Here is a 13073-nt window from a genome sequence, read left to right as displayed (position 1 = left end):
TCATCACAGCGCCGTTGCTGAACAACATTGCTATCATGGCGATCTTTTTTCGATGATCGCGACGAGTACTCACGCCCGCTTATGGATACCCTTGCCCAATTGCGCGCCGGTCAACTGACCGGTATCAAGCGACTCGACCTGTCCTGCGGGCTGACCGAGTTCCCCCGGGAGATTTTCCAGCTGGCCGACTCCCTGGAAATCCTCAATCTGAGCGGCAATGCCCTGAGCAGCCTGCCGGACGACTTGTACCGGCTGCCACACCTGCGCATCCTGTTCTGCTCGGACAACCAGTTCACCGAGTTGCCGGTGTGCCTGGGCCAGTGCGCCAGACTGAGCATGGTCGCCTTCAAGGCCAACCGCATCGAGCAAGTGCCGGCCGCCGCCCTGCCGCCCCAGCTGCGCTGGCTGATCCTGACCGACAACCGCATCACCGAGCTACCGGAAGAACTCGGCCGCCGGCCCCTGCTGCAGAAACTCATGCTGGCAGGCAATCGCCTGCGCACCCTGCCCGCCAGCCTGGCGGACTGTCACCGGCTGGAACTGATCCGCATCGCCGCCAACCAGCTGGACGAGTTGCCCGAGTGGCTGCTGACCCTGCCGGGCCTGGCCTGGATCGCCTATGCCGGTAACCCGAAGCTTGATCACACCGGTGAGGTGCTGGTCGGCGACACCACCCCGAGCATCGACTGGAGCCAGCTGCAACTGGCGCAACGCTTGGGCGAAGGCGCCTCGGGGGTGATCAGCCAGGCACGCTGGAGCCGTCCAGAGGCGCCGGCCTTGCCGGTGGCGGTCAAGCTGTACAAGGGCAGCATGACCAGCGACGGTTCGCCCTTGAATGAAATGAATGCCTGCATCGCGGCGGGCCTGCATCCGAACCTGATCAAGGTCGAAGGGCGCATCGGCGGTCACCCCGATGCCCAGGCCGGCCTGGTGATGGAACTGATCGATCCGCAGTTCGCCAATCTTGCGGCACTGCCGAGCCTCGATTCGTGCAGCCGTGATGTGTACCGGGACGAGACCCGCTTCAGCCCGGAACAAGCCTTGCGCATGGCCCGCGGGATCGCCTCGGTGGGCGCGCATCTGCATCGCCTGGGGCTCTGCCATGGCGACCTGTACGCACACAATATTCTCTACAACGAGGCCGGGGATTGCCTGCTCGGGGACTTTGGCGCCGCCTCGTTCCATGCACCGACCGACAGCCTGGAAACCCGCGCGCTGCAACGGATCGAGGTGCGTGCGTTCGGGATTCTGCTCGGCGAGCTGCTGGAACGGATCGACGGGGCGATGGAGCCGCGCGTGCTTGAATCGCTCAAGGACCTGCAGTTGCGCTGCATCCAGCCGGATGTGCTGGCGCGGCCGGGGTTCGAGGCGATCTGCGCAACCCTGGCATAACTGCCGGGCATCAGCCCCCCTTGTGACAAGGGGGGCTTGGCGGATCAGCCCGCCAGGCCGACAAACATGTCTTGCACGTCGTCGTGGTTGTCCAGGCCTTCGAGGAAAGCCTCGACTTCGGCCATCTGCTCGTCGCTCAGGCCGCTGACCGGGTTCTTCGCCTGGTAACCCAGCTTGGCCGACAACACGGTGAAACCTTGCTCCGGCAGGGCTTTCTGCACCGCGTCGAGATCGGTCGGTTCGGTCAGGAACAGGGTCGCGCCCTCTTCGCCCGGCTCGAAATCCTGGGCGCCGGCTTCGATCGCCGCCATTTCCGGGTCGGCATCCGGGCTGTCCGGGGACGCCTCGATCAGGCCGACATGGTTGAAGTCCCAGGACACCGAACCCGACGCGCCCAACTGGCCCTTGCGGAACGCCACGCGGATTTCCGCCACGGTACGGTTGATGTTGTCGGTGACGCATTCAACGATCAGCGGCACCTGGTGCGGGGCGAAGCCTTCGTAGGTCACGCGGTGATACTGCACGGTTTCGCCCAACTGGCCCGAGCCTTTCTTGATGGCGCGTTCCAGGGTCTCGCGAGGCATCGAGGCCTTTTTCGCCTGTTCGACCACCAGCCGCAGGTGTGCGTTGGTGGAGACATCCGCACCGTTGCGCGCGGCGATGGTGATTTCCTTGACCAGCTTGCCAAAAATCTTGCCCTTGGCGTTGGCCGCCGCTTCTTTGTGTTTAACCTTCCACTGTGCGCCCATTACTCACTCTCTCGATCAGAGGCGTCGTGACATTTATTGGCCGACGCTTTGCCGCCCAGTTTATACGGCCAGTCCCCGCCAATCGACCAAAACCTGACGAAGATTACGACTCTACCCTGATGTTCGTAGGCAATTTCCCAAACATCGTTTTGCGGTGTCCAGGCGCCCACGGCTTTTCGTACCCTCTGCCACAAATCCGTGGAGAAGAGACGAAATGCCTCAGGACAAGGAACGACAGATCTCACTGACCATCGGCCTGCTCCCTGACCCCTTGCCGGTCATCCGCTTCAAGGGCCGCGAGGCCTTGAACGAACCCTTCCGCTTCGAAATGGAACTGCTGGGCGACACCGCCCTGGACCTGGAACCCCTGCTGCATCGTCCGGCCCTGTTGAGTCTGGGCCGCGGACAGACCAGCTGGCATGGGATCATTGAGGAGATCAGCAGTCGCTACCTGGAGCCACGGCTCTGTCATTACCAGGTGGTGCTGGTGCCGCGCCTGCAAGCCCTGGCACGTTGCCAACGACGTCGGGCCTTCTGCGATCTGAGCGTACCGGCGATTCTCCTGCGACTGCTTGAAGCCCACGACCTGGAGGCCGCCGATTACCGCTTCGAGCTTGAGCGTGGCCTGTACCCCCGCCGGGCCCTGTGCCTGCAACAGGATGAAAACGACCTGCAATTGCTGAACCGGCTCTGCGAGGAAGAAGGCATCCACTATCACTTCGAACAGGCGCCGCACCGACATGTCCTGGTGTTCGCCGAAGACCCGCAAAGCTTTCCCGAACGAGCCGGCGTGGTGCCTTGTCACGACAGTGCCGCGGGACTGGAACAGCCCTTTATCAGCCAACTCTACGAGCGTCACCAGATGCTCGCCAGCCATGACAGCCGACTGCCCGGGCATGCTCCCGCCTGGCCGCCGGAAGCACCCGACGACGGCGCCGCCAACCAGGCCAACGCCTATGGCCTGCACACCGCCCCCCCCACACCGCGCCAGCGCCACGAACAGCAACGCAGCCAGCGCAGCCTCGAACGGTTGCGTTGCGAACAACGCCAGATCCAGGGCTACAGCAACCTGGACAGCCTGCGCAGCGGCGAAGTCCGGCGGATCGGCGGCCATCCACGACAGGCGCTCAACGATCAATGGCTGATCACCGAGGTGCAGCATCTGGGCGAACAGTGCCTGGATCGATACCCCGTCGACGCCTTCAGTGTCGAGGCGGACGACGGCCTGCATGACGAGTGTTTCAGCGACGGCTACAGCAATCACTTCAGGGCCATCCCCTGGGCCACGCCGTTTCGCCCCTCCTTACGGGAAAAACGCCCGGCGGCGCAGGGTTATCAGATCGGCACGCTACTGGGTGCGCATGCCGGCACCGCCCGGCCGGATGCCCAGGGGCGCCTGCGGGTACAGTTGTCGAACAGCGTCCAGCCCGCGGACTGCGCACCGGGCTGCTGGGCCTCGCCCGGCGTCGCGCAAAACCAGGCCCCCCGGGTTGGCAGCCAGGTGCTGATCGACTTTGTCGAGAACGAGGCGGAGCAACCGGTGATCTGTGGTTTTCTCACCGATCGGGACCTGTACGCCGCCATTGACCCGCCGCCCCTGGCCGACCGGCCGCCTGGCGGCGCCGCGCCGTGGGAGGGACAGGAGAGCGGCGGCGCACCGGATGATGACCCCGGGGAGTTCTATCTGTATGAGCAACCCCATGAACCGCCGACAACCACCGCCCGTTGCCTGGGCGAAAACATCTGGTACGTCGTGCGAATGCCCCGGCCCGGACTCAAGGAACTGGCGCGCCTGAGTCGTGATGACATCCTTCTGGAAGGCCGCAGTGACAGCCGTGGCGCGGCCTTGCTGAGCCCCGCCGACAGACGGCGACTGGCCCTGGAGTTGGCCGCCACGCCGGAACAGCTGTGGTTGCTCTACCCAGGACAATGCGTGGCCCTGCACGCCTACATCCAGCAGCACTGGAGCCAGCGCCAGCGCCAGGCCTTTCTTCAGGACGGGCTGAATGCCCCCGGCGTTTGCGGCACCAGCCCAAGGAATGCCTGAATCAGCCGCAGTTCCTTGCGGCGCTCCAGGCAACCGATCTGGTGCCGGTTGCCCAGCCCCTCACCGCTGATCGGCAGCGCCCGTACCCGGGGGTCGGGACTGACTTCCAACGACGAGACGATACCCACCCCCAACTCCGCGGCCACCGCTTCGGTCACCGCCTCGCGGCTGTCCAGTTCCAGCAGCACCCGTGGACTCACGGCGGCCTGGGCACAGGCCTGATCGAAGGTGCGCCGGGTGATCGAGCTCGGCTCGCGCAGCACCATGATCACCTGGTCCAGTTGCTCCAGGGCAATGCCCTGTGGTTCGGCCAACCACGGATGCCCCTGGGACACCAGCGCACAGATCCGCGACTCGCTCAGGGGTTGCAGGTACAGGCCCTTGCGCGGCTCGACCTCGGTCAGCACCGCCACATCGGCATGCTCGGACAACAGCGCCGCCAGGGTTTCCTGGGCATTGCCGAGCCTCAGGTTGACGGTGATCCCCGGGTATCGCGCCCGCAGCCGCGCAAGCATCGGCATGACCATATGGGGCCCGTCCGCGGCAATCTCCAGGCGTCCGGTCAACAGTTGTCGATTGGCTTCGAGCATCGCCTGGGCTTCCTCCACCAGACCGAACATGGCCCGGGTGATCGCCGCCAGCCGGGTGCCCTCGGCGGTCAGTTCCACCCGTCGCGCCGTGCGCCTGAGCAAGGTGATCTGGTAGTGCTCTTCCAGGGCCTTGATATGCCCGGTCACCGCCGGCTGGCTGATGAACAACCGGGCCGCGGCACGGGTAAAACTGCCCTCGCGGGCCACGGCATCGAATGCGCGTAGTTGGAACAGGTTCATGGCTATCGGCCTCACTGATAGCTCGCATAACAACAAACAATTTGATTGATGACAAGCCAAACGGCAATTTATGCCCTGTATCCCGTCAACGATCCCCGCCGCGAGAAACCCGCATGCGTACTGCCGCTCCCATCCTGCTCACCCCGGGCCCACTGACCACCTCGGCCCGCACTCGCCAGGCAATGAGCCAGGACTGGGGTTCCTGGGATGAAGGCTTCAACCAGTTGACCGCGAGCCTGTGCGAGCAACTGCTGGCAATCGTCAAGGGTGCCGACAGCCATCACTGCGTACCCTTGCAAGGCAGCGGCACCTTTGCCGTGGAGGCGGCCATCGGCACCCTGGTGCCACGGGACGGCAAAGTGCTGGTGCTGATCAACGGTGCCTACGGCCAGCGCCTGGCGAAGATCTGCGCAGTGCTGGGCCGTTCGTTCAGCACCTTCGAAACCGCCGAAGACCAACCGACCACCGCCGTTGATGTCGAGCACCTGCTGCTCGCCGACCCGACCGTCAGCCATGTCGCGCTGATCCACTGCGAAACCAGCACCGGCATTCTCAACCCGCTGGCGGAGATCGCCGAGGTGGTCGCGCGCCACGGCAAGCGCCTGATCATCGACGCCATGAGCTCGTTCGGTGCCTTGCCCATCGACGCCCGCCAGGTGCCGTTCGATGCGCTGATCGCCGCTTCCGGCAAATGCCTGGAAGGCGTGCCCGGGATGGGTTTTGTGTTTGCCCGCAAGGAAGCGTTGGCCGCGGCCGCCGACAACGCCCATTCGCTGGCGATGGATCTGCACGATCAGCACGCCTATATGGCCAAGACCGGCCAATGGCGTTTCACCCCGCCGACCCATGTGGTCGCGGCGCTGCACGAGGCACTGTTGCAATACCACGAGGAGGGTGGCCTGCCCGCCCGCCTCGGGCGTTATACCGACAACTGCCAGGTGCTGCTGGAGGAAATGGCCAGGCTCGGCTTGCGCAGTTTCCTGCCGGCGGCGATCCAGGCGCCGATCATCGTGACCTTCCATGCGCCGAAAGATCCGCGCTACCAGTTCAAGGCGTTCTACGAACGGGTCAAGGCCAAGGGTTTCATTCTTTATCCGGGCAAGCTGACCCGGGTCGAGACGTTTCGCGTGGGCTGTATCGGCCAGGTCGGGCGCGGCGATATGCAGGCGGCGGTTGCCGCTATCGCCGAGGTACTGCGGGAAATGGAAGTGCTGGATATCTAGAACCCAAGACTGAACACGCCCCCTGTAGGAGCCGGCTTGCTGGCGATAGCGTTTTTCCAGGCGACAACGATGGCGACGATCAGAGCGCATCGCCAGCAAGCCGGCTCCTACAGGTTTGTATTCCAACTCTTTTATTGTATTCAAAGGCTGATCGACATGAACTACCGCAACCCCACCCAACTGCAAGCCGCGATCCTCGACTGGGCCGGCACCGTCGTCGATTTCGGTTCGTTCGCCCCGACCCAGATATTTGTCGAGGCCTTCGCCGAGTTCGACGTACAAGTCTCCATCGAAGAAGCCCGCGGCCCCATGGGCATGGGCAAATGGGACCATATCCGCACGCTGTGCGACCAACCGGCGATCACCGAACGCTACCGCCAAGCCTTCGGCCGCGCCCCGAGCGATGAAGACGTCACCGCCATCTACCAGCGCTTCATGCCCCTGCAGATCGAGAAGATCGCCGAACACTCGGCGCTGATTCCAGGAGCCCTGGAGACCATCGCCACACTGCGCCAGCAAGGCCTGAAGATCGGTTCGTGCTCGGGTTATCCGGCCCGGGTCATGGAAAAGGTCGTGGCCCTGGCCGCCGGCAACGGTTATGTTGCCGACCATGTAGTGGCCACCGACGAGGTGCCGAACGGTCGCCCCTGGCCGGCCCAGGCACTGGCCAACGTGATCGCGCTGGGCATCGACGATGTCGCCGCCTGCGTCAAGGTCGACGACACCGTACCGGGAATCCTCGAAGGCCGTCGGGCCGGCATGTGGACCGTCGCCCTGGTCTGTTCCGGCAATGCGCTGGGGCTGACCTACGAGCAGTACCGCGACCTCGACCGGGCGACCCTGGACGCCGAACGCCAGCGTATCCACGAACTGTTCGCCGGCTCCCGGCCGCATTACCTGATCGACACCCTCAACGATCTGCCGCAGGTAATCGACGATATCAACAAGCGTCTGGCGAAGGGTGAAATGCCCCAGGGCAACTGATGCAGGGCTTCAGAGCTTGATGATATTGCCCTGGGTCGGCGGCACCTGCCCGTGATAGAGGCGTGAGACCAACTGTCGGGCGGCCTCGTAGCCTTCATCGACGACCACCTCCAGCAGCGGCGCCGGCCCTTCGCTCACCGTCTGATAGAACCGCTGCAGGCCTTCGCCGATATACTGACTGACCCGTTCCGGCCCCCATTCGGCATTGCGCTTGCGGATCTGGATGGGGGCAAAAAAGAACACCGGCTGCGGTCCCTCGATCGCCGTGAGTTGCGCCTCGCCGGTGGTTTGCGCGGAGCCGGCGAAACAGCTGTAGACCAGTTGCCGGCCGAGGCGTTGATGCACCCGGTCACGCAACGCCAGATCACCGGAAAAATCCACATACAGCGTCGGCTGGTCGGTTTCCAGCCGGTCCAGTTCATCGTAGGCCAAGGTCTGCTCATAACAGCCCAGCTCGGCGACAAACGCCCGATTGGCCGAGGACGTCAACGCCACACGGGTCAACTCGGGCCGCCCCTCCAGGCACACCGCCGTACCAAAGGCGGTCTTGCTCGACGCACTGGAAAACACCAGGCGCGTGGCGCCGAAGAACTGGTTGTCCTGAAGGAAGTCGGCGAGCATCGCCGAGGTCAGGAACAACGGCTTGAGCAGGATCTGCAGGTCCTCGGTATCCGGGCTGTAGTAAGGGTCCCAATTGCAACGGGTGTACTGGTTGTAGGCCGAGGTCAGGTCCTTGCGGTGCTCGGCACCGTCATAAAAGCCCCGTTCGGTCACCCGTTCCGGTTTCATCCACAAATGGCTGGCCATCGGAAAGTAACCGTAGAAGCGTTCCCCCACCGCCACCCCATCGACATTCGACAGCAAAACATCGGCAAAGCCCCAGACCGGTATATGCCCCCACTCCGCCTCCGCGGTAGGAAAAAAGCCCCAGTAGTTCATCGAGTCGCCATAGGCGGCGTAGGTGATGTTGTTGGTGGTCAGGGAGCAACGTTCGACCTTGAGGATCGCCTCGCCGGGACCGACCACCAGGGCACGTTCCTGCGTTTCGATCCGGCTCTGGCCGAGGTCGTTCTTGCGGGTGATCAGTCGTGTTACCGTGCTGGCACTTGGCATAATCAGACTCCTCTCTGCGACGATTGCGGGTGGAACCAGCTTAATGGCAGACCATGAAGAACGGGTTCGGAAACGCCGGCAAGCCGGCTGCACATAGCCTCAAGCCCCGCGCCAAGCCGCTCAAGCGGCCCAGTCAGGCCCGGGCGATATTCACCGTCGAGGCCATTTACGAAGCCTTTGTTCGGATTTGGCAGCGCAACGGCTGGTCCGCCCTGACCACCCGCGCGGTCGCCCTGGAAGCCGGGGTGGCCATCGGTACGCTGTACGATTATTTCCCGAGCAAGGCCGCGCTGCTGTCCGGTTATGTGCGCCATAGCGTCGAGCGCTTGCTGTGTCAGCTCGATGACCAGGTGATCCGTGCCGAGGGCCTGGACTGGCAGGCACGGGTCGAGCGTCTGGTACAGCTCAGCGGTCATCCGGCAAGCTCCGAGCAGCCGCTGTTCGACTACCCGCTGCTGATGCTCGAACATGAGATCGCGGAGCCCAAGCACCATCAACGGGTATTCCAGGAACTGTCGCAGAAATGGCGGGAGGCCTTCGACGCCTGCACGGACCTCGCCTCCAGACCTTCGGACCAGGCCATCGATGCCTGGCTGGTGCTGGTCTGGGGCGGGCGGCGTTACTGCATCACCGCGCAATTGTCCGCGACACAGGTGGAGGCTTGGCTGCGGGAAACCCAGGGGCTGATCCATCAGCGCCTGGCAAATCCCCTCTAGATCTTCCTGTTGCGCTCGACCCAGTGCCCATAGGCATTGATAAAGCTCTGCAGGAAAGGTTTGACCGTCTCCGACAGGTGGCCCGCCTCGTCGAACGCACTGCCCGCCCCACTCAGATAGGCTTCCGGCTGTTGCATGCACGGTACGTCGAGGAACACCAGGGATTGGCGCAAGTGGTGATTGGCGCCAAAACCGCCAATCGCTCCCGGCGAGGCGCTGATCACCGCCCCCGGCTTGCCGCTCCAGACACTTTTGCCATAGGGCCGCGAGCCAACATCAATGGCGTTTTTCAGGACTCCAGGCACCGAACGGTTGTATTCCGGGGTGACAAACAGCACCGCATCGGTGGCCCGGACCTGTTCGCGAAAGACCTTGTAGGCCGCCGGCGGCGCGTCGGTATCGATATCCTCGCTGTAAAGTGGCAGATCGCCAATCTCGACAATCGTCAGCTTCAGGTTCGCCGGTGCCAGCCCGGCCAGGGCCAGCGCCACCTTGCGATTGATGGATTGTTTTCTCAAGCTGCCAACCAGCACAGCGACCGTGTAGACGTTGCTCATAAGAACTCCCGACTATCTGGGCGAAGGAACAGTAGTTATAGATGATCGGCCGCTATTGTTCCGACGATTTTCTCCCGTCAGTCCACTGCTTTCCCCTTCGATGCCCCGGAGCCTGTAGAGTAGAGAGACTATATTTTCCACCTTGCAAAACTTCCCCCGCCAAACCACGGTCTACTGAGCCGCAAATCGGGTTTTCATTTCCAGAGGTTCTAAACAGATGGCCGCAGTACTCGTCGGACAATTTCATGCCAGGGATGCGGAAGGTCGCGTCTATTCCGTGCATGAATTCCAGGAATCCACGCCTTCAGCCGAAGGCCTGGCCGGCACGGAGCCTGTCACCACCTACAAACTGGCCATTGGCGATCGCGTCAACAAAATCGACCACAACTCATTTCAGCTGGTTCAATCCGGGGTCACGCTCACCCGTGAACCCGAGACCTCGACCGCTTCCTGATCTGGGACAACAGGCGCAACAGCCACCTGAAGTCATGTGCGCAGACTTGAGTTAGGATCAGTCCACTGACCCCCTCCCGGCTGGACACGGACTTCAAGCATGCGTTTACGCCATATCGAAGTAATCCAGGCCCTTCTGCAGACCGGCAACCTCGGCACCGCCGCCGAGTTGCTGCAACTGCCAGCGGCCACCGTCAGCGCGACCCTGCAGGACGCCGAGCAGCAGTTGGGCTTCCTGTTGTTCGCCAGCGTGCGCGGGCGGATGCAGGCGACCCGGGAAACCCGCGAGCTGCAACCCCTGCTCCACCGCCTGTACGCGGAAGTGGAACCGCTGCGGCGACTGGCCGGCAGCCTGCGTCAACATCAGGACCCCGCCCTGCGGGTGGTCTGCACACCGACCCTGGCCCAGCAACTGCTGCCCCAGAGCCTGGCGGCCTTGCGCCGACGCTTTCGCGAAACCCCCTGCACCCTCGCCAGCCAGCACACCCGCGAGATCGTCCGTGAGCTACTGCTCAGGGAGGTCGAACTGGGCCTGAGCCTGCACAATCCCGATCATCCACAGATCCACGCCCAGGCCCTGGCCGAGGGCAAGCTGCAATTGCTGGCGCCCCACGGCTGGCTGCAACCCAAGCAGAAATACATCGCCCTGCAGGAGTTGGCCGGGCAATCGATGGTCGGCCTGGAGGAGCAGGACACCCTCAGCCTGATGCTCGACAGCAAGCTGCAGGCCCTGCGGCCGGCGCCCCAGGTACAGACGCGGGTGCAGACCTACCAGATGATGCGCAGCATGGTCGAAGCCGGTGAAGGGTTGGCGATTGTCGACCCGTTCACAGCGGTCGGGGCCAGGGCCGGCGGACTGGATGTCTGCCCGGTATCACCGGCCATTGGTGTCACCCTGTACGCCCTGACCCTCAAGGACCGCGAACCGAGCGCCGCCTTGAAGGCCCTGCGGGAAATCGTCGGCGAGAAAGCCACCGCGATGCTACTCTGAGCCGGCCGCCCGTCAGGGCTGTCCGGCAAACAACAGGTACCAGAAGACCGCCACCTCGGCGGTTTGCGCATCGATTCCGCGATAACGCAGATGATCGATCCCGCCCAGTACATAACCGCAACGTTCGTACAGGCGGCAGGCGCCCAGGTTGTTGTTCTGGGTTTCCAGCATGATCCCCGGCAGGTTCTTCTTGTGGCTCCAGAAGCGCACTACATCCAGCAGCGCCCGGGCCACGCCGTGACGCCGCGCCGAGGCGTCGACCGCCAGCTCATCGACATGGGCAAAACCGTTCCAGTTGGTACTGACCACCACATGGCCGACCGCACGACCGTCCAGGTAGGCCATGAAGATTTCGCTGTCCACCGCCGCGCGATAGCTGGCGAACTCCTCGGGGTCGATGCCATAACACTTGCGATAGGGCGCCACCGGCACCAGTGGCCATTGGTCGACCCGCTTGCCGATTTCGGCCAAGCCATGGGCCTTGACCTGAAAACTGAAATCGCTGCCCCAGATGTACTCGGAGAAACCAGCGTCAGCTACACGGACCGATACCTCGGGATACTTCGGGTTCGTGACTAAATGCATTGGGCCAATCATCCTCAAGCCTTGATGTCACGGTGCACGATCGGGAGGAGAAACGTCGGGGTCCTGTCCGGGGACATCCGGTCCCCGGACAGTGGACCTCGCTGCACCGGTCCCTTCAGCTTAGAAGGTCAATCGCCGCTGCACAAAAGATCATCCGCGCGCTGCTCAGTGGCGTTGCGCGTCGGCCTCGGCCAGTTGGGTCCAGAGCGCCGGGGCGCCGGCGGACTTGGCAATCGCTTCGAGACGCACGAGGTGTTCGGCCAGGTCGCTTTCGCTGGCACGAATGATCCGCGCCGGCTGGCGATCGGCCGGCAGGCGGCGGATTTCACTGGCCTGGTTGCCCGAGCCTTCACCGGAACCATTGCCATCGGTGGCGTTGCCGGCCAGGGACAGGCTGGTCTGACCGCCGGTCATGGTCAGGTAGACGTCGGCGAGAATCTCCGAGTCGAGCAAGGCGCCGTGCAGTTCGCGGCCGGAGTTGTCGACGCCGTAGCGCTTGCACAGGGCATCGAGGCTGTTGCGCTGCCCCGGGTGACGTTCCCGGGCCATCATCAGGGTGTCGAGGATGCTGCAGTGGCGGGTGATGTCCGCACGGTCCTGCTGACCGATCAAGGCGAATTCGTTGTTGATGAACCCCACGTCGAACGCCGCGTTGTGGATGATCAGCTGGGCGCCCTTGATGAATTCGAAGAACTCGTCGGCCACCTCGGCGAAACGCGGCTTGCCCACCAGGAATTCGTTGGTGATACCGTGGACGCCAATGGCGCCTTCATCACTTTCGCGGTCAGGTTGCAGGTACACGTGGAAATGCCGGCCGGTGAGGCGGCGCCCCATCAACTCGACGCAACCGATCTCGATGACACGATGGCCGTCGGTGACCGGCATACCGGTGGTTTCGGTATCGAGCACCACGCTACGCATGTTTGATCCCCCGTATTTCATCCACGCCACGGTTGGCCAACTGGTCGGCACGCTCGTTGCCGTGATGGCCGATATGCCCGCGGACCCACTTCCATTTCACCGTGTGCCGACTGACCTGCTCGTCGAGCAGCTGCCAAAGGTCGGCGTTTTTCACCGGTTCCTTGGCCGCGGTCTTCCAACCGCGTTTCTTCCAGTTGACCATCCACTCGGTGATGCCTTTCATCACGTACTGCGAGTCGGTCACCAGCAACACTTCGCAGGGACGCTTGAGCTCTTCGAGGCCGCGAATCGCCCCCATCAACTCCATGCGGTTGTTGGTGGTGTTGGCTTCGCCGCCCCAGAGTTCTTTCTCGATGCCCTTGCAGACCAGCAAGGCACCCCAGCCGCCTGGGCCGGGATTGCCCTTGCAGGCACCGTCGGTGAAGAGTTCAACAGTATCGCTCATTACAACCTTTCCATCGAAAATGACCCCGTGGCGCGCCGGTAACTGACCGACGCATCCCGGGCCGAGC

The 13073-nt window shown here is 63.4% G+C and carries 14 protein-coding genes; 7 read left to right on the top strand and 7 right to left on the bottom strand.

Annotated features, from left to right (window positions below):
* Nucleotides 1-81 precede the first annotated feature (81 nt).
* Nucleotides 82-1392, top strand: coding sequence for a leucine-rich repeat-containing protein kinase family protein (locus M5B42_RS01595; protein ID WP_103497835.1), 1311 nt, complete (start codon nt 82-84; stop codon nt 1390-1392).
* A 44-nt stretch (nt 1393-1436) separates the two neighbouring features.
* Here M5B42_RS01595 and M5B42_RS01590 read toward each other — a convergent pair whose 3' ends face one another.
* Nucleotides 1437-2141 carry a YebC/PmpR family DNA-binding transcriptional regulator gene (locus tag M5B42_RS01590; RefSeq protein ID WP_100942741.1) on the bottom strand — a complete coding sequence of 235 codons (705 nt, stop codon included), beginning with the start codon at nt 2139-2141 and terminating at the stop codon, nt 1437-1439.
* Nucleotides 2142-2355: 214 nt separating this feature from the next.
* Here M5B42_RS01590 and tssI point away from each other — a divergent pair, with 214 nt between their 5' ends.
* Nucleotides 2356-4188, top strand: a complete 1833-nt coding sequence (tssI, locus tag M5B42_RS01585) for a type VI secretion system tip protein TssI/VgrG (protein WP_248744829.1) — start codon at nt 2356-2358, stop codon at nt 4186-4188.
* Here the strand turns inward: tssI and M5B42_RS01580 are convergent.
* Nucleotides 4134-5018, bottom strand: a complete 885-nt coding sequence (locus M5B42_RS01580; RefSeq protein ID WP_248744828.1) for a LysR substrate-binding domain-containing protein — start codon at nt 5016-5018, stop codon at nt 4134-4136. The two genes, tssI and M5B42_RS01580, sit on opposite strands and share 55 nt — an antisense overlap.
* A 113-nt stretch (nt 5019-5131) precedes the next feature.
* Here M5B42_RS01580 and M5B42_RS01575 point away from each other — a divergent pair, with 113 nt between their 5' ends.
* Both M5B42_RS01575 and phnX read left to right on the top strand, forming a co-directional pair.
* Nucleotides 5132-6241, top strand: coding sequence for a 2-aminoethylphosphonate--pyruvate transaminase (locus M5B42_RS01575; protein WP_248744827.1), 1110 nt, complete (start codon nt 5132-5134; stop codon nt 6239-6241).
* 156 nt (nt 6242-6397) lie between these two features.
* Nucleotides 6398-7225, top strand: coding sequence for a phosphonoacetaldehyde hydrolase (gene phnX, locus M5B42_RS01570; protein WP_103497830.1), 828 nt, complete (start codon nt 6398-6400; stop codon nt 7223-7225).
* A 9-nt stretch (nt 7226-7234) separates the two neighbouring features.
* Here phnX and M5B42_RS01565 read toward each other — a convergent pair whose 3' ends face one another.
* The gene (locus M5B42_RS01565) at nt 7235-8338 is read right to left on the bottom strand and encodes a DUF2855 family protein (RefSeq protein WP_152737341.1); all 1104 of its coding nucleotides are present in this window, start codon (nt 8336-8338) and stop codon (nt 7235-7237) included.
* Nucleotides 8339-8391: 53 nt separating this feature from the next.
* Between M5B42_RS01565 and M5B42_RS01560 the strand changes: the two genes are divergently transcribed.
* On the top strand, nt 8392-9054 hold the full coding sequence (locus M5B42_RS01560) for a TetR/AcrR family transcriptional regulator (protein WP_152737340.1): 663 nt from the start codon (nt 8392-8394) through the stop codon (nt 9052-9054).
* Here M5B42_RS01560 and M5B42_RS01555 read toward each other — a convergent pair.
* Nucleotides 9051-9611 (bottom strand): NADPH-dependent FMN reductase, encoded by a 561-nt coding sequence (locus M5B42_RS01555; protein ID WP_103497826.1) that lies wholly within the window; start codon nt 9609-9611, stop codon nt 9051-9053. The two genes, M5B42_RS01560 and M5B42_RS01555, sit on opposite strands and share 4 nt — an antisense overlap.
* Nucleotides 9612-9828: 217 nt before the next feature.
* Here M5B42_RS01555 and M5B42_RS01550 point away from each other — a divergent pair, with 217 nt between their 5' ends.
* On the top strand, nt 9829-10065 hold the full coding sequence (locus tag M5B42_RS01550) for a hypothetical protein (protein WP_103497825.1): 237 nt from the start codon (nt 9829-9831) through the stop codon (nt 10063-10065).
* A 99-nt stretch (nt 10066-10164) separates the two neighbouring features.
* Complete coding sequence (locus tag M5B42_RS01545) at nt 10165-11055, top strand: LysR substrate-binding domain-containing protein (protein WP_248744826.1); 891 nt, start codon at nt 10165-10167, stop codon at nt 11053-11055.
* A gap of 12 nt (nt 11056-11067) precedes the next feature.
* Here M5B42_RS01545 and M5B42_RS01540 read toward each other — a convergent pair whose 3' ends face one another.
* The 3 genes from M5B42_RS01540 to rnhA all read right to left on the bottom strand — a co-directional run bounded on the left by M5B42_RS01540 (nt 11068) and on the right by rnhA (nt 13006).
* Nucleotides 11068-11640: a GNAT family N-acetyltransferase gene (locus tag M5B42_RS01540; protein ID WP_100942751.1), complete on the bottom strand. Its 573-nt coding sequence runs from the start codon at nt 11638-11640 to the stop codon at nt 11068-11070.
* Nucleotides 11641-11805: 165 nt separating this feature from the next.
* Complete coding sequence (gene dnaQ / locus M5B42_RS01535) at nt 11806-12561, bottom strand: DNA polymerase III subunit epsilon (RefSeq protein ID WP_103497822.1); 756 nt, start codon at nt 12559-12561, stop codon at nt 11806-11808.
* Nucleotides 12554-13006 (bottom strand): ribonuclease HI, encoded by a 453-nt coding sequence (gene rnhA, locus M5B42_RS01530; RefSeq protein WP_100942753.1) that lies wholly within the window; start codon nt 13004-13006, stop codon nt 12554-12556. The genes dnaQ and rnhA overlap by 8 nt, the downstream gene beginning before the upstream one ends.
* Nucleotides 13007-13073 lie beyond the last annotated feature (67 nt).

It is taken from the genome of Pseudomonas sp. MWU12-2037, from assembly GCF_023242345.1.
GTDB lineage: Bacteria > Pseudomonadota > Gammaproteobacteria > Pseudomonadales > Pseudomonadaceae > Aquipseudomonas > Aquipseudomonas gingeri_D.
The sequence above is the reverse complement of the archived record's forward strand: the minus strand, read 5'-3'. Positions and strand labels throughout refer to the sequence as shown.